The following is a 17478-nucleotide window of genomic DNA, read 5'->3' as shown; positions in this document are numbered from 1 at the left end:
GAATATTTCCGTTAACTAAAACTGATCTGGACAGGCTTCACTATCAGCCATTTGTTACCTTGAAGTTTTAATTCACCAGGTATATCCGTATTAATCAAACTGTTACCGGATGGAAATGTATCATACTGGCTTGTTTTCCCAAGAAAGTATGGAGAGTTTGAAAGCGCGTAACGCTGCGCATTTTGATTGTTTGATATTTTAAAAGAAGCGGTATTTGGAGATAAAATCGTTAGCTCAAATATGGTTTCACTGTCCTCTTCTTCCAGTAACTCCTGAACAGAAAACCCATCTCCCTGATCTGCATATCTGGCGTATTTAATTGGTGATTCCAGCACAGGTACCGCAATTTCTTCTTCCGGTTTTTCAATTTCCGGCACAACAGAAAGCCTTTCATTTCTTTCCATTTCAGCTCTGATATTATCCTGAAGAATCGCAATTTCAGCCTCTGCCTGTTTCAGTTTTTGTTTAACAGATTTGAGCTCGTTACTCATATTTTTCGATTGCCATTCCGTGCTTCCGTTTCTGTGAAGCTGATCTTTCAGCGCTCTGTCATTCCTTTCCATTTCCTGATTTTTATTACGGAGTACCCATAACAAAAACAAGATTCCAAGCAAAAGAAGCAGGATAATAACATAAGACATATCTTTTGAAATGTCTGGCAAAAACGCAAAAAAGCTGGCTGATTCCGAAGATTTTTCTGACATTATTTTTACTGGTTCCGTTACTTTTGGTACAACAACAGGTTCTGGTGTTTCTTCAATTTTTTGAATATCGGGCACATCTACAATCGGTTCAGAAATGGAAATATTTTCTATGATTGAGCTGAGCCTGTCTTCATAAATAGAATAACCGGAAAGCTTCTTGCGCTTACTTTTTGAGCCGGATGTAATATCGCTGACGACACGATCTTTAAATTTCTCTATACTTTTTTCCCAATTAGAAAAAGACGTATCCACAGAAACTTTTTTCCAGTCGCCAATGAGCGCATCCGCTTTTTTGATCTTATTTTTTTCTACGAATTTTAAAAGATCTTCATAACCTTTACAATTCATACATTGCTTTTCCTTTGCTTCCTTAAACGTTTCTTTATCCGAAGCCAAAAACTCAATGGTTGCCTTTACAATCTGGAATTTCGCATCTTTAATTTGCTTACCGGCTCCATTTTCAGCCTTTACCGATATTTGCAAAACCAAAAGCACAAATAAAATCACCCACTTTTTCATTAAACAACTGGTTTGATTTCTGTTATACTTTTTGAAAGACGATACAAGGCATCTTTTAAAGCGAAGAAAAACAATGATTCTGAAATCTCGTTTTCACCTTCCTGTTTATGCAGATCCTGTAAAACTTTCCGGTAGCTATCGTAGATAAAACCTTCACCGTTAAAGATATTATGGTTCCACTGCAAGAGTCTTAGTGATTCTTTAAGACCGTTTATTTTGAAGTCTTTCAGGAATTTAGAGATTTCCGGGTTACTGAGTGTTTTCTCCAAAAACTCATTGAGATTGTTAAGCACCGCAACATTCAGCGGACTGTCAATTTCAAAAGTATCGGAAATATTAAATTTCCCGGTGCCCGTTGAAAGCTTCAATTCCAGCTCAGCATTCGTTTTCGGATCAAAACCGGGATGTATGAAATCCATGTTTTTTCTATATTTATCCTTTTCATCTTCCGAAGCCAGCGCATACAGAATCGAACCATTGGCCGTAATCTCCTTTGGATTCGTATTAAGATGAATTTTAAATCCGGATTGAAGCGTTTTTGATGTATAGGCATTGATCAGAAGACGGGTAAAATCTTCAAGATCACGTTCATCTCCACCGCAAAGCAGTTTTATATACTGACTTCCTTTCCCTGTAAAAGACAAATATCTCGGCAAAGGATAATCTTTTATCTCGATCAATTGCACCAAATGGAAAATGATCGCGCTGTAATGCAGATAAGGAATGATCAGTAAATCCGGATTCCCGATTGTGATGGAATCGCTGAATTTGAAATCGTCATAACGGAAAAGCAGGCTTACAAGATCGTCCGCGCTAAGATTTGTATCGTCCTTAACTTTGTTAAAATATTTTATTTCATTCGGACTAATGTAATTCTTCTTTTGGTAGCCCAGATAATTCCTAATAAAACCATTATCCTTTAACTTGTTACGATACCCATTTCCCCAAATATCACTACCGGCAAATCGGAAAGATGTCGTTAAATATTTATCAGTCCGGTTACCGGAAGATTCCATGAACATCATCACATCCGTCGTTCCACCGCCGATATCTACATTTACTACGTTGGCAGTATCCTGAATGTCGGTGTCCGACTTTGTAAGGAAGAAATATGGCGCGACAGATTCTGGGATCGGGTCCACCAATCTGGCGCCGGAATTTTTAAATACATCCTTAAAAGCACCGTCCAGAACTTTTCTAAGCTCAGATTTAATCCCGCGCTCCATACTTAACGGAACCGACCAGACCACTTTCAAATCCGCAGGATTCCCATAATTCAGGATTATTTTCGCCCTGATTTGAAGTAGAAGCTGCTTTAAAAATGCACTGACCCGGCTCTTGTTTGAATCATTATTATCGTTTTCCAGCAACCATTTCAAATTGGTCGTGTAATTCACGTTACTGGCCTGAACTTCCTCCTGATCAATATAATAACCAATATTGATGTGACTAAAAAGCGACTTGTTCTGGATGTTATTGAATGAAACAATTTCGCAGGTTGCCGTTTTGAACGGATAGGAAATATTTTGTCCGGCTCCCATAACAGGCGGCAAAAACTCACGGCGTAAGGTCAAATCCATCCAGCCGGAATTCCCGTAGGAGTCAAATTTATTTCCGCCTGATTCATTTCGTCCCGGCGCATTAAGCAGTACCATTTGCTGATCCGGCTCTCCGATATCGAAAGGCCTTGGCAATGCCTCCCCATTTTGCATGTAGGCAATATGTGTATTGGACGTACCAAAATCGATGGCGAAAGTGTACGCTTTGGTAAGATTATCTTTGTTAAAAGTTTTTGTTTCGAAGTTCGGTATAATCAGTCCTCCGGAATCAATTCCGTTTGGATCCGTGTAGGCCAACTGGATGTAATCAAAAGCTTCTTTAATTTTATAAAACCTTGATGTTGAACCCGAATTCCCCGCGTTAATATCAGACCAGGTTGAGCGCTCATCCACAGTCGCATTAAGATTCTTAGTATCGGAAGCAAAGTTTTTGAAAGAATAAAACTCCAATTTTTTAAGGGTCATTCTTTCATTTCTTTCCGCCAAAAGAATGGTATAATCATTCAGATCTTTTAATCTCGGATCGGAATCACTAATCTGGTAAAAAGGAAAAATCCCAAGATCTGAGCGGTACTCCACAATGGATTTACCTTTCTCATATTTTCTTGAAAAAACGATTTCAGAAACGCCTTTGCGGTTTTTTACAGGTATTTTAAGATTTGCTGTAACCTGTCCGTCATTTACTTCAATGGACAGATTATTCTTCAAATCGGCCAGGTTAAAGAAGTTGAAATATTCCTTTCTGACAGGTAACAGATATTTAAAATCTCCACCAAAACCAGTATAGAATTTCCCTCTGTTGATGTTAAAAGGCATTTCTACCAGCGCATCTTCCAGAAAATCGTCAATGGTAAGAAATGGATAAGTAACCGTCGTCAAACCATTTCCCTGCGGCAGTTTCCTTTCAAACAAAGGAACGCCCCGATGATAAAAATCTTTAACTCTTGTCGATGAATTCCATGGAATATTTTTCTCCATGTAATCTCCCGGAATATTCATCCCGTCCACCAAAACCAATGGCGGTTCAACAAGCTGCTGCTCGTTTTTATCGTTGTATTGATCCTTATATTTTGATTCGGTAGCGCGGATAATAAAGTCACTGACCGATTTGATTTTTTCTTTCTCTTTTTCTTCTTTTTGATGGAAAAAGAAAAGTCCGTTGACAGTCAAAAATTTACCATCAACATTCGTTTTTATTTTGCTGTATTCATTATCCATCAAACTTGCTCCTGCCTGCTGATATTCAGGAAACTGATGTCTGAATTCTGAAAAATAACGGTCTACTGTTTTGTTAAGATACTTTCGAAAACCGTCTGCTTTGGCAAAAGCTGGTTTAAATTGAAGTGAAAGTTTGTAGATATATTCAATGAATTCCTGGTCTCTTTTGTAAAGCGGCCGGTAATCATTACTGAAAAATAACTTCCCGTCAGCGCTCTGCGGAACTGTTTTGATATCATTATTCTTAATATACCTTGCCCAGTTTGGCGTTGTAAAAAACAGCGAAAGTGGCGAGGTTCCACCCAATAATTTATTTTCATAAAAAATCAGGAACAGACTGTCCATTTCCGAAAATCTGCCGCTGTCTCTATCATTGAAAATCTGTTCAAGCGATTTGGCCAGCAGATTATGCGGATGATCTTTTCCTCTTTCTTTCAGTCTGCCAATATTTTCCTGCACTTTCCATTCCTTGAACCAGATCTTTTTGCCGGGACCTATCTCCGAATTTTTCGCATTAAACAAAAGCTGAAAAACATCCAGACAATCTGATACCAATTGGTGGTAAATCGTATTCCCATCCAGATTTCCGCGGTCCGAAGCGACGATTTGAAAGGCGGTATCAAAAAGTTCAAGTCTTGCCATGGGCGACGGAATGGATGTTCCCGCCTTGGACGCACCTCTGCCAAAAGCTATATTTTCAGGATCAAAACTGGCAGGATCAATCCCTGTGCTTTGGCTCCAATCTTGTATTTCGTTGGGATTATAACCCGGATATTTTCTAAAAATGTATGAAGACATGGCTTTGAAATTTAGATCATGGATGGAAGTGCTTCCAGTTTTTTGTAACATTCCATAGAAATACGGTTGAGCAGTTTAAAGAAACGTTTGTCCTGATCGGGAATACTTTTCTTTAATTCATCTTCCAGTTTTCCAAGTTCAGTTTTCAGAAACGCTTCTGAAATTCCCGGCTTGGTTACGATCCCAAGCACTTTTTTTACCTCAATCGGTTTTTCCCGCACCAAAGCATTCAAATCCTGCGTCAGGTTGAAAGGTTGAAATGTTCGCTCGTTTCCTGACATTTCCACCAGCCAGTTTTTGTAATGCACCGAAAAGAAAGCGGTGAGATTTTGATAAAATGCATTGTTTGGAATTTTATCACCCAGGTCTAATTCCTTGTAAAAAGCTTCGTTACGCATGTCTGGAATTGTTTCCAGATAAACTTTCATCGCATAAGTCAAAAGCGTCAGCGGTTCCATAACCGTTATGGCAGTGTTTGGATAGAAATGCCTGATGTCTATAACCTGATCCTCCTTTTTTATTCCAAAATCAAAATACTGCGTCTGACCTTTTGAAGCGAAATTTCCATCCGGTTTGTTAACAAAATCGATGATGGCAGTGGCTCCAATTAATTCTATTAAATGCGCGCTGTTTTTCTGCTCGATCCCGCCTTGTTTGTTTTCATATTGTTTTAACGGACGGTCCCATAACTGGTAAAAACAGTTGATTTTACCATTCAGGTATTTGAGATAATAAGAAAGTGCCGCTTCGGTTTTGGAATTAAACATGTCCGAATTGATAGCACTTTTACTATCATCGGTCACGTTGAAATACGGCATTACTGTAAGTGCTCCATATTTATTTCCGCGCAGCTTTTCTTCCTGTTGCAGCAGTTTCACCAGCTGCGGAAACCCGGAAGAACCTGTTCCTCCGAAAATGGAGCTGACAATAAAAATCCGGTCATTTTCGCCGATACTTTTCAGTACAAATTTAAATTCCTTGGTATTGGAAAGGTTATTAAAAACAACGGAACCGATATTGGGATTTCCTTTAAAACCCTGGTTTAATTTCAGGTTCAGTTCCGTATTCGGATCGTCGTGACTGGAATTATCATAAAGTGCTTCCAGCAAATCCATATTGATATCGCCTACGAGCTCACCTCTTGGATCAAGGTATTCGATGAACGACTTTTCCAGATTTTCAAATTGCAGCTGAAAGGAATCATCCAAACCTTCTGAATAATCATTTTCAGGCGTGATAGAACTCAGTGTATTCAGGTTCGCATTGAAGAATCCGTCTCGAATTTCTTCGGTGTTACTGTAACCGTGTGAGCGTATATATTTATAGGTTTTAAGCGCTGCCAACGCACGGCTCGTATCTGCATTATCGGCATCCACATCAATAATGATGGGGATGATTTTATTTGTATCATTAAGTTTTGTACCAGCCGCAAGCAGCATTGTCAGCGAGCGAACGATCCTCGCCCCTGTTCCTCCAATTCCAAAAACAAACGTATTTCTTGTAGGCATAATCTGTGCTAAATCGACGGGTTAAAAGGGAGTGCGCTTGGCGAAAATTGAGAATCTTTTCAACAAGATTGAAAACAGGATGTAGTAAATAAACGCGTAGAGCGTGTTGACCATTGCAAAAGTGTAGAAGAAAGAATTCTCCTCCTCTTCCGTAACTGTCTGCGCGTGATTATAGGCAAAGCCAAAAGCGATGATCAGCAAAATGATCATTGTGATCACCCAGTGCACGGTTTTGTCCCAGATTGGCCTGCTTCTTCCCAAAATTATGTAAAATACAAGCGTGAAAACAAAGGCAAAAACCAATGTAAACAAACCTACAAAAGGATAAATGTCTGTTGCAAAAATGGGATCCGGATTTTGTCCGCAAAGCAGCTCATAAAGAAATTCAAACATGGAAGCTATTTTTTTACAGGTATTGAAATGTGAATAAAGTTGTCATTTGAATTTTCATATGCCTCGCGCACACCATCGATCAGGTGTTCAAAAGCGAAGGTCTTTCCCGGAATCGAATCCAGATTTCTGTCATCCATCGTCGACATGGCTTTGTATCCATTGTCATAAACCAGCGGAAGTTTAAGATCAATACTTCCTTTGTCCTTATAGATATCCGATACTTCTATGACAATCACGTGGGTATTATTTTCAAGATATTCCTTCTCTCTTGGCTTTAATTTAGACTTATCCAGATCCTTTGTCAATAGAATATTTTTGATCTTGAAGTCAAGATTTTCCGATGAAGTTTTTAGATGCTTGTTCAAATAATCCGGTTCACTGATTGAATTTGGAAGTGCCGACAAATCTACCGCAATTGCGAAAGCAGAAGGTTTCTTTTTAGAGGCTTCCAGATCAGATATACTTTTGTTATCCGCTTTCCAATTCCCTTCCCTTTCATAAGTATAGAAAGTCTCAAAATCGTCAATTGTTTTATCAAACAATCCAAAATTAAGATCAAGAACTGGCTTGAAATTATTCAGATCAGCCAGTTTTTTATTGAATTTCCCGACAAGTTCCTTGTTACCGATTACCCATAAATAATAAGGTCTCTCCTGCCCGTTGAGCTTCAATTTAGCATTTTGATAAGTATAATAATTACCAAAGAAAGCAGAGTTAAACCCGTAAAGTGAAGCTGAAATATTGTCTCTTTTCAGTTTCAAAAAAGTAGATTTCACCAATGCCTTCAACTCCCCTGGTGCTTTTTGTTTATTAATTTCGGAATTGGTTTTGATGACATTATCTGGATAAGACAAAATGCAGTCAGAAACAAAAAGAGAAATATCATTCGAATCTGTTTTGCTGGCAATCATTTCCAGAATCTTATGCATTTCCGAGCATTTCTGGTCAGCGACTTTTGTGGTGGAAATTTCACGGATAAAATCCTGGGTCGAACCCGTGTATGGCGTTAAAGAATCAGCAACATAAAAGATTTTCAGAGGACCTTTGCCAAAAGATTCCTTTCCTTCAATATCAACCAGAAGATTTGGAATGTCTTTTACAAATTGAGTCGAGCCGTTAAAATAGCCAGCCATACTTGCCGAAGTTTCCATAAAAAAGTTAACCTTGCCAATTTGTTTGTCAGGCTCCTTTTCTTGTTTTTGCTCCTTTTTAGAGCAGCTAAATGTAATGATTAGTAAAGCAAGCAAATAAAAATATTTCTTCATCTAGTATAATATTGTATTGAGGCTAATTGGTTACCAATATAGAAATTTTGTTGGTTGCGGCCTATTTTTATTACTTAGAATACCTTTCAGGCAAATAAATAGACTTTTCACAACAAATTTTCAGAATTAGTACGAACGGAAACGCCGATTATTTTAAAAATCCTCAATGACATACGTAAGATGGTAATTTTCAAGCAGGTTTTTTAGAATTACCACAAAAAAAATCGTCATAAAAATCCAGTAGATAAACGGACTTTTATGACGATGAAAGCAGTAATATTTGAAAAGCAAAGATACTTTTGCCCAATATTTACAAATCTGTTTAAAACTTAATCTCCTGAACCAGATACGTTTCCGAATTATCTCCATTGATCTTGACCTCAGCTTTCAACGGTTTAGCTTTCCAATCAATTGTGATCAGACCATAATTCAATTTCGCGATCATTTCACCTACACGATATTTGTTTGGTTCTTCATGCGGTTTTGAAACGTGGGTTAATCCGCTGCTTGTAACATCGTAAAGTTCATAGTTCAGGCCAGGCACTTTTACTTTTGCTATTTCAGCAATATGTCTGTCGCCGCTGATCAGCATCGCGCCTTTTGGTTTTGTTTTTCCAATCAAATCCAGAAAACGTTTACGTGCTACCGGAAAATTTGCCCATTTTTCATAAGGATGTTCATCTACGATAAATTGAACACCGCAGCCGATGATATGTACATCTGCATCCGAATTAGTCAGCTGTTTTTCCAGCCAGGCCCACTGTGCCTCGCCCAGCATATCACCTGTTGGATTAGGAATATTATCCTTGTCTTTTTTCATTAAAGGATCACGGAAATAACGGCCGTCAAGCAAAATCACCTTTACACGTTGACCCTTCGGACCATAAGTATTTGAGGAGTAAGCGCCTTCCTGGGTACGCAGCGGACTATTCGCAGGCACATCCATAAAATCAAGCATCAGCTGCTGACTTTCTTTTCGTTTTGGATATTCCTTTCCGCCGTCATTTACGCCATAATCGTGATCGTCCCAGACGCCAATAATTTTGGTCTGGCTGCGGAGCTGCTGATAAACCGGATTTGATTTTTGCTTGTCATATTTCGCTTTGAGCGTATCCATACTTTCTGAATCGCCATAAATATTATCGCCGAGCCAAATCCAGACATCCGGTTTTTGCGCCACGATATCATCCCAAAGTGGCTGCGGACGTTTTTGATCACTGCATGAACCGAAAGCAATGGTCGTAACAGCATTTGACTCACCAGAAACGGTTTTGGCAACTTTTGAAGTCTGGCAGCCGCTAAATGCCAGGGAAGCAAAAAGACAGGAAGTAATAAGTTTTTTCATGAAGGTGATTTGTTAGTGCGTAAAATTAGAAAATCTTGCGGCTCTTAAAATGACTTTACAATTTGTTCATATAGCGCATCCATTACTGCACCTGCGCTTATGCATTCGGTCGCAGGATTTCTGATAGGGATAAAATTTTCCCTTTTCAACTTCCCGGAACTAAACCTTAACTTTGCAGGCATCATTAACAATTTCACCTCCGATGAGCCTGATTAAAGATATTTATTCTCCCGCTTTTTATGACCGTTTCGCTGAGGTCATGCTATTGACCGTTCCCGATTTCAACAAAAAAGAATTCATCAAACAGATTTTTACAGATGCATTCAAAACGATGGAATGGAAAGAGCGGATGAAACATACCACACGGGTTTTTCATGAATTTTTGCCTGGCGATTTTCCCGAAGCTGTAATATTGATTGAAAAAATCATCACACAGCTTCGAAAACAAAATACCGGCGAAGATAGTCTGGCTTATATATTTCTGGCCGATTATGTGGAAGCTTATGGACTGGGTGATTTTAAAACTTCTGTAAAAGCACTGGAATTCATCACCCAGTTTATCAGCTGTGAATTTGCAGTTCGGCCGTTTATTTTAAAATATGGAAACCAGATGATTGATCAAATGGTACTTTGGTCGAAACATGAAAATTATAAGGTAAGAAGATTTTCGAGTGAAGGAAGCCGGCCAAGATTACCCTGGGCGATGGCGATTCCGGCTTTGAAAAAAGATCCATCCCCACTCCTGCCGCTTCTGGAAAATCTCAAAAACGATCCTTCCGAATTTGTGAGAAGAAGTGTAGCAAATAACCTGAACGACATCGCCAAAGATCATCCGGACATTGTGCTTTCGATCGCTAAAAAATGGAGAGGCGGCAGCAAAGAAACCGACGCGATCATCAAACAAGGCAGCCGGACATTGCTAAAACAAGGTCACGCTCAAATACTGGAAGTTTACGGTCTGGATGGGAAAAATATTAATGTGACAAATCTGGAAATCGCAACGCCAAAAGTAAAAATCGGTGATAGTGTAGAGTTTTCTTTTAACATCACCAACGAGAATGACAGCAAAAGAACGGTGCGACTGGAATATGGAATCTACTACCAAAAATCCAAAGGACACCTGGCCCGAAAAGTATTTAAGATCAGTGAAAAAGAATATGAAGCCGGTGCCAAAATCAAAGTTTCCAGAAAACAATCTTTCAGACTGATCACAACGCGGACATTTTATCCCGGGCTTCATCAGCTTTCGATTATTGTGAATGGGGAAGAAAAGGTAAATCTTGATTTTGAGATTACAAATGATTAGCAAAATTACAAAAACAGCCGGTTGATCAGCTTGATCTTTTTCCAGGATTGATCCGCTTGTTTTTGGAAGATAATGGTAACCATCCCAAAAAGCGATTCACTCAGTGGTAGCACATCCCCAGGTGACATGAGGGGCAAATTGCTTTTGTTATGCACTTGTATATAAATAAAAGCATGATTTCCGTCTGATGTAAAAACTGGTTCAGTCGTCATAACATAAAATTGCCCTGCTCCTCTTGCTGAATGAATTGTTGAGTAATTTTTGTCTTTCAAACTTATTTTCTTTGGCTTTATCCCACCGGCTCTTTTCCGCAAAGAGACCCGTTCTTTTGCCGAAAACAATCTGAAAATCACCGGATCTCTGTAAAGATAATCGGGATCGTAACTTTCATGTACTTCCCCCGGCTGGCTCATGATTTCCAAAAGCGTTTCATCGCCCGTCCATCCTGGCCAGAATATTTCTGCCGGCCAGTACAATGTCGTATCCATTACAAAAATATGCTCCGGCTGTTTGTTGTCCATGAAGGACATGATGGTGAAGTTGGTGGGATCAGAGAAGGTTTGGTGGTAGATTTTTTGGGTGGGGGTTTGGGGTTGGAGGGTGAGAGTTGATAGGAAAAAGAAAAATGATATAGATGAATTTTTCATGTTTGTCTTCATTTAATTTCAAATCGATTAACAATCACCTTTTGATAAAATTACAAACCTTGGTATGTTAAGAGTATTCAGCAATAATAGATTGTCTGTTAAGAACAAAGCTGTATATAATTAAGAATGGAATTGCACACCACGCCATAAAAACTATTTCCAATCCAATTTGTCCATCATGCCCATAACAAAGTATTTTTGGGTTAGATGAGACAATGCATAGACTGCCCGTAATTAGCACATACTCCATAAAATTAAATAGTGCCAACTTAAATTGAAGAGATTGTCTTTTATATACTTCAAACTTTTTTAGATATATAAAAAACAAAACAGGAAGCATTATACTACCCAGGAAACTGGTCTACCATGTATAAATCATTGCACTTACACAATCATTTTTTGTAACCCAGTTTTCAAAAAATTGGCTTACACCTAATAATATGATCGCAGGTAAGCCACTAAGGAAAAATCCAATTACTGAAAATTTGATTGTTGGAATCAAAAAATTATATTTCTCTTTTTTATAGTTTGGCATACCTGAATTATCTTCTAAATAATTTTTATGTTAAAGCAACACTTTTAACCCGCAACCGCCCGGCCATTCACCTCTTTCACCATCTCAATAACCTTCTCGGCATCATTCAAAGAAAATACCCCCGCTACTCCTTGTTCATGAAACTTTGTAAAAGGTGCATCGAAAAGCATTTCCGGATCTATTTTTCCGTTTTGAGTTAACTGGTTGATCAGATCCTTGACAAACTCAATTTGAACTGAGCTTAATGGTCCGTTTGACAAAAACGATGAGAAAGCTTCACGTGCAGCATTAATATCCAGCCCTAAAATAGATCTGACAAAAATACCCAGGGGTTTTTCTCCCAGAATCTTCTTAAATTCTTCATGCGTATGTACCCTGGCACCGCAGCGACGGAGCCGATTAAAAAAGCACCTTCTCCAACATCCCCGCAATCACCTCATACCCCTTATCCGAAGGATGCAGTCCGTCGTAGGTCATATTAATCGCCTCAACGGGATATGGATATTCATCTTTTTCAGGATCAAAAGGAACGGCGGTGTAGGCTGGATATCCGTAATTTTCATAATTTCCGGTTTGCGGATCTTTTAGTCTTTTAAAATTCACCATGTTATCCAGTGTTATGCCACTGTCGTGATACAAATCGACAACCGGCAATTTTTCACGTTTCCCGATTTCTACAATCGCGTTAACGAATTCTTCCAGGTCCTGTTTATTTTTCTTCCGGTATGAGCCGTATGCGTTATTTTTTGCGCTATTGATATAAACAAAATCTCCCCGCTGCATGGGCGTGATCAGGATTATCTTCGCCTTTTTATTCAGACTTTTAAGTTTTGAAGTGATCACTCGAAAAGCACCGTAAACAGTACCAGTTCCGGAATTGTTTTCGTAATCATCTATTGAACCCAAGGTTTTCCCCTGCCACCAGTCATTTGTGCCCAGAAATATCGTGTAGACATCCGCTTTGACTAATCCGAGCGATTCGATTTTGTCGGCTATGTTTATGGAAGTCCAGCCGTTATGCCCCTGATTGATATATTCGATCTGAGGGTGTTTTTCCGTAATTAATGTCATGTAGCCCTTTGTGACCCGGTTTCCGGTTTCATCTTTATGGTCATTCAGATAGGTAATTGAATCTCCTATGGCTACCCAGTTTATTTTCCGGGGCGCAGATGCAACCGATAAAAAAATTAAAACGGCAAGCAGAAAAAATTTCTTCATTGAATATAGATGGCTATGTTTTTATCTTCGAATATTAAATTAAGAACATTTACATAAACCTTCAACCATCGAAAAATACTTATGAAATCAGAAAATTTGATCAACATTTCGTCAAGAAATCAGATTGATAAACGGGAAGATTCTGTAATTACCTGAAACTTTATCGAAACAAAACTAAATTGCGATACTTCGCAGCCAGGCATTCATTAATCTTAAACACTTTACTTAATTCGAAATAAATGAAAATCACTTTACTCGCCTCTGTGCTGGCTTTTGGCCTGATCAGTTGTAACGAAAAAACGGAAACAAAATCAGAAAACAAGACGTCGATTGCAGGAACCTGGTCACTCGTTTCAAGCAAGGTCATCACCAAAGGCGATACCGTTTCTACCTTTCCGGTTAAAGGGCAGGAAATGATAAAACTTTTCAACGACGATACCTTTGCGTTTTTCAAACATGATCTTAATGGAGGTAAAGGTGAAGCTGCGATATTTGATTCCGGTGCAGGAACTTATGAGCTGAAAGATGGCGACTATTCTGAACATCTGGCTTACTGCAACTACCGCGACTGGGAAAACAGAGATTTTAAATTCAAACTCCGCGTCCAAAATGATTCCCTGATTCAAACCGGAATTGAGAAAATTGATAGCCTGAATATTAATCAGGAGATTGTTGAAATTTATGTCAGGAAAAAATAAGGATAAATTATACTTCAATTTTACGTTTTTCTAATCAATTATGGACAGCCCTTTTTAGAAACTGCTTATTTTCCTCCCCTTCAACAATTATTTTAAATTACCATTTCATTTCAAGTTGCCAAATCAATATAACCTTAGCCCATAAACGCAATTTTGATTATCTCTTTAAGTTGGCTTCCGATATTTTCCCTAACCGGGGATTTAGACTACAACCTTTACGATTCTGGCTACACTTCCCACCTGTTTTCTCTGGAATTTTGCTTCATCATTTATGACAAATTGTATGGAAAGCGAAATTAAAGATAAGGTGGTAGTAATTACCGGAGCAAGCAGCGGAATCGGGGAAGCGATTGCGTTGATGCTTACCAAACAGGGAGCAAAAGTTGTACTTGGAGCGCGCAGGTCAGATCTTCTGGAAGCGCTTGCAGCTAAAATTGAAAAAGATGGCGGTAATGCAGTTTATGCAGAAACCGATGTCAAATCCAGGGAGGATTTAAATAAACTCGTGCAATTGGGCTGCGGCCATTTCGGCCGGGTTGATGTGATGATCAACAATGCCGGCGTGAGCCAGTTATCGCATATCGATGCACTTGATGTGGAAGGTTGGGAAGAAATGATCGATATCAATCTTAAAGGTGTGTTGTACGGAATAGCTGCGGCGTTACCCGTATTCAAGCAACAAGGTTCAGGACATATCATTAATATTATTTCAACTTCAGGAATAAAAATTGTTCCGATGCAGGGCGTTTATGCCGGGACAAAAAATGCGGTTCGGACAATCAGTGAAGCCTTGCGCCAGGAATCCAACGGACGCTGGCGGGTAACAGGAATTTCACCAGGATTTGTAAAAACAGCCTTTGCAAATAGTATCAAAAATGAAGAAATGAAAACAGCAGTTCTTGATAGAATGGAAGCTATCGCAATAGCTCCAGAAGCTGTGGCCAGCGCGGTTTCCTTCGCGATCGGACTTCCTTCCAATGTTGATGTCGGCGATATTGTCATCCGCCCTACGGCTCAGGATTAGTTTGTAACTTTACACAGGCACGGATTAATTTTTGCATTCGTGCCTGAATTTTATTTGCCATTGAAAATTACCAGATATGAAAAAAGCTGTTACGACACTGCATACTTACAACAGTATTTCCGAATTGATGAAGCAATTGGAACAGCCCAAACCTTTTCATCCGCTGGTTGCACTGATCAATTATAACGAGATAAAAATTTCACTCGCGGATGCCGGCAACAAGCTGGCTCTTGATTTTTACAAAATATCGTTCAAAACCAGTTTCAATGGTCAGGTAAAATATGGACAAGGTTACTATGATTTTTCGGAAGGCGGACTGGCTTTTCTTGCTCCAAACCAGATTGTCACCATGTCTGATGATGAGAAAGGATATGAAGGATACGCCTTGTTTTTCCATCCGGATCTGATCAGAAATTATCCTCTAGGCACCGCGATTCAGAAATACGGATTTTTTTCTTATTCTGTTTCCGAGGCGTTGTTTTTATCGGAAAAAGAAAAACTGGTCATTGCTGCCTTGTTTGAATCCATTGCCGCGGAGCTTGATAATAACATTGATCATTTCAGTCAGGATGTGCTGGTTTCCCAGATCGAACTGCTTTTAAATTACAGTAACCGCTATTACAACAGACAATTTATAACCAGAAAATCTGTTCATCATGATCTGATCGACAGGCTGAATGCATATCTATCTGACCGGTTTGATACGCAGAAATCATATCTGTCCGGCCTGCCTACTGTTCAGGAAGTTTCTGATCATCTGAACGTTTCACCCCGTTATCTTACGGATATGTTAAAATCGCTGACCGGACAGAGTACGCAGCAGCATATCCACAATCAACTGATTGAAAAATCCAAGAAAATCCTTAGTAATACCAGTCTGACTATCGCTGAAATCGCCTATGAACTGGGCTTTGAGCATCCACAGTCTTTTAACAAATTGTTCAAACAAAAAACAAATCTGTCTCCACTGGAATTCCGCCAAACCTTTGACTTGTAGAATATTTTAACTACCCGGTTAGATTTTTTTAAATACCCGCTTAGATTTTTTAATTTTCAGCAGCGATTTAAGCAATTCGTATAAAGAAAAATTTATTCACCATTGCAACCAACCAGGCATTTTCCGACTCATTAATATGAATTCGAATCATAATTCTGCTTACAACGAAGCATGATTCAAAACTACCGCTTAACAATTTTAAAAGTGATGACATTGATTTCTGATAGGACCTTGCGGTTATCTTCGGACCGTTTTGCCGGAAAAAGTATAAAAAGATATATAGTCATTTTGATTTCCAATAAAAATGACTGAATATGTCCCTACTTTTAAGCCCGTTAAAAAAGCATCTAAAACGGATGTTAACTGGCCATCAATACTCCCTTTTATTTCCATCCTCATTATTCTCGCAAGGTGGTATTACGTAGAAAAATTTGCTGTTGCATTACCTTTTCTGGATCAATGGGATGCCGAATGGATTGGATTGTTAAAACCCTGGACCGAAGGGAAACTGGTTTTTTCTGACCTTTGGAATAGTCACAATGAGCACAGAATATTTCTGACCCGGCTAATGACCTTGCTTGGTTTTGAACTAACCGGTGCATGGAGTAACCTGACCGAAACAAGGTTGAACATCATTCTGGGCGCCTTAACGCCCATTTTACTGCTATGGCTACTCTACAAACTAAAAGCGTTACACGGGCCGAGGTGGCTTATCGCAGCAGTAATTGTTGCGGGGGCAACATTTCCTTTTTCATGGGAAAATATGCTGATAGGTTTTCAAAACCAGTTTTATTTTCTTAATCTTTTAAGCTTGTCTGCGCTTGCACTTTCTGTACATCGTCCACAAAGTATCCGGGCAATGATCATTGTAGCAATGTTTTGCGGTCTGAGCGTTTTGACGATGGCTTCCGGACTTATTACACCTATTGTGGTGGCCATTGTTTATAGTGTTGATGGTTATATCAAAAAAAGTTGGTCAGTAAAATCGCTGGTTATCATTTTTATTCTGATAATGATTCCTGCGACCGGATATCTAACGATGCCTTATGTAGCCGGGCACCACTTCCTTCATGCGCAAAATATCACAGAAATGGTTAAAACGACCATTCGAATCATGGGATGGCCCCTAACTGACCATAAATTATACATCGGTTTGCTTTGGTTACCTGTGCTGATAATAATTCCTGTACTTTTGATGTCCAGACGTTTTACCCGCTGTGACTTATTAATGTTTGGTTGTTTTATATGGACCGGCGCACAGGTTTTGGCACTTGCCTACGGAAGAGGTCATGAGCTATTTGAAGTTTCCTCGCGCTACACAGACCTTTTGCAACTTGGCTTGGCTGGCAATGCATGGTTCGTCATTCGGGCGGCCGAAATTTTTGGACAAAATCGAAAGTCATTGATGGCATTCAGGATTTTGGCAATCATCTTTTTTGGTGCACTTTTTTTCAGCCATGCACAAAGGCTTCCCCGCGATATCGAAACGATGAAAAATGACCGGGCCATCAGATTGATACAGACTAAAAATATACAATTGTACTTGAAAACACGCGACGAAAAGATACTTAAAAAACCGCGAATGCAAATTTCCTACCCAAATCCTGAAAAATTTAAAACAATACTGGATGATCCTGGTTTGCTGAAAGTTTTACCAGAATCCCTAACGGCGGAAATCAGATGAGATTAATGTTTGCAAATCCCACCTCAAACTGAATTGCGGGGGGATTTGCAAATATTAAAA

General features: G+C 39.1%; 14 protein-coding genes. 5 read left to right on the top strand and 9 right to left on the bottom strand.

Annotation, left to right across the window (positions count from 1 at the left end; all coding sequences use genetic code 11):
* Positions 1 to 11: 11 nt before the first annotated feature.
* The 6 genes from IEE83_RS10035 to IEE83_RS10010 form a co-directional block, all read right to left on the bottom strand.
* Positions 12 to 1223, bottom strand: coding sequence for a hypothetical protein (locus IEE83_RS10035; RefSeq protein WP_194120455.1), 1212 nt, complete (start codon positions 1221 to 1223; stop codon positions 12 to 14).
* Complete coding sequence (locus IEE83_RS10030) at positions 1223 to 4798, bottom strand: acetate and sugar kinases/Hsc70/actin family protein (protein WP_194120454.1); 3576 nt, start codon at positions 4796 to 4798, stop codon at positions 1223 to 1225. The genes IEE83_RS10035 and IEE83_RS10030 overlap by 1 nt, the downstream gene beginning before the upstream one ends.
* Positions 4799 to 4809: 11 nt before the next feature.
* Entirely contained in the window at positions 4810 to 6306 is a 1497-nt protein-coding gene (locus IEE83_RS10025; protein ID WP_194120453.1) for an FtsZ/tubulin family protein, read from the bottom strand.
* 21 nt (positions 6307 to 6327) lie between these two features.
* Positions 6328 to 6699 carry a hypothetical protein gene (locus IEE83_RS10020; protein ID WP_194120452.1) on the bottom strand — a complete coding sequence of 124 codons (372 nt, stop codon included), beginning with the start codon at positions 6697 to 6699 and terminating at the stop codon, positions 6328 to 6330.
* A 5-nt stretch (positions 6700 to 6704) separates the two neighbouring features.
* Positions 6705 to 7964 (bottom strand): hypothetical protein, encoded by a 1260-nt coding sequence (locus tag IEE83_RS10015; RefSeq protein ID WP_194120450.1) that lies wholly within the window; start codon positions 7962 to 7964, stop codon positions 6705 to 6707.
* Between the two features lie 322 nt (positions 7965 to 8286).
* On the bottom strand, positions 8287 to 9309 hold the full coding sequence (locus tag IEE83_RS10010; RefSeq protein ID WP_194120449.1) for an alkaline phosphatase D family protein: 1023 nt from the start codon (positions 9307 to 9309) through the stop codon (positions 8287 to 8289).
* A 202-nt stretch (positions 9310 to 9511) separates the two neighbouring features.
* On the opposite strand from IEE83_RS10010, the gene IEE83_RS10005 reads away from it, so the two are divergent.
* Entirely contained in the window at positions 9512 to 10615 is a 1104-nt protein-coding gene (locus tag IEE83_RS10005) for a DNA alkylation repair protein (RefSeq protein ID WP_194120448.1), read from the top strand.
* Positions 10616 to 10620: 5 nt separating this feature from the next.
* On the opposite strand, the gene IEE83_RS10000 is transcribed toward IEE83_RS10005, so the two are convergent.
* From IEE83_RS10000 to IEE83_RS09990, 3 genes are all read right to left on the bottom strand, one after another.
* Positions 10621 to 11136 carry a hypothetical protein gene (locus IEE83_RS10000; protein ID WP_194120446.1) on the bottom strand — a complete coding sequence of 172 codons (516 nt, stop codon included), beginning with the start codon at positions 11134 to 11136 and terminating at the stop codon, positions 10621 to 10623.
* A gap of 705 nt (positions 11137 to 11841) precedes the next feature.
* A complete protein-coding gene (locus tag IEE83_RS09995) occupies positions 11842 to 12228 on the bottom strand; it encodes a type I restriction-modification enzyme R subunit C-terminal domain-containing protein (protein ID WP_194120444.1) in 387 nt (128 codons plus the stop codon).
* Entirely contained in the window at positions 12197 to 13015 is an 819-nt protein-coding gene (locus tag IEE83_RS09990) for an SGNH/GDSL hydrolase family protein (RefSeq protein WP_194120443.1), read from the bottom strand. Before IEE83_RS09990 ends, IEE83_RS09995 begins: the two co-directional genes overlap by 32 nt.
* Positions 13016 to 13254: 239 nt before the next feature.
* Here IEE83_RS09990 and IEE83_RS09985 point away from each other — a divergent pair, with 239 nt between their 5' ends.
* The 4 genes from IEE83_RS09985 (at position 13255) to IEE83_RS09970 (ending at position 17418) form a co-directional block, all read left to right on the top strand.
* On the top strand, positions 13255 to 13713 hold the full coding sequence (locus tag IEE83_RS09985) for a hypothetical protein (protein ID WP_194120442.1): 459 nt from the start codon (positions 13255 to 13257) through the stop codon (positions 13711 to 13713).
* Between the two features lie 283 nt (positions 13714 to 13996).
* Positions 13997 to 14737 (top strand): SDR family oxidoreductase, encoded by a 741-nt coding sequence (locus IEE83_RS09980; protein ID WP_194120441.1) that lies wholly within the window; start codon positions 13997 to 13999, stop codon positions 14735 to 14737.
* 76 nt (positions 14738 to 14813) lie between these two features.
* Positions 14814 to 15734 (top strand): helix-turn-helix domain-containing protein, encoded by a 921-nt coding sequence (locus IEE83_RS09975; RefSeq protein ID WP_194120440.1) that lies wholly within the window; start codon positions 14814 to 14816, stop codon positions 15732 to 15734.
* A gap of 304 nt (positions 15735 to 16038) precedes the next feature.
* The gene (locus tag IEE83_RS09970) at positions 16039 to 17418 is read left to right on the top strand and encodes a hypothetical protein (protein ID WP_194120439.1); all 1380 of its coding nucleotides are present in this window, start codon (positions 16039 to 16041) and stop codon (positions 17416 to 17418) included.
* Positions 17419 to 17478: the final 60 nt, after the last annotated feature.

Source organism: Dyadobacter subterraneus, assembly GCF_015221875.1.
Lineage (GTDB): Bacteria > Bacteroidota > Bacteroidia > Cytophagales > Spirosomataceae > Dyadobacter > Dyadobacter subterraneus.
Note: the sequence above shows the minus strand (reverse complement) of the source record. Positions and strands in the feature narration are given on the sequence as shown.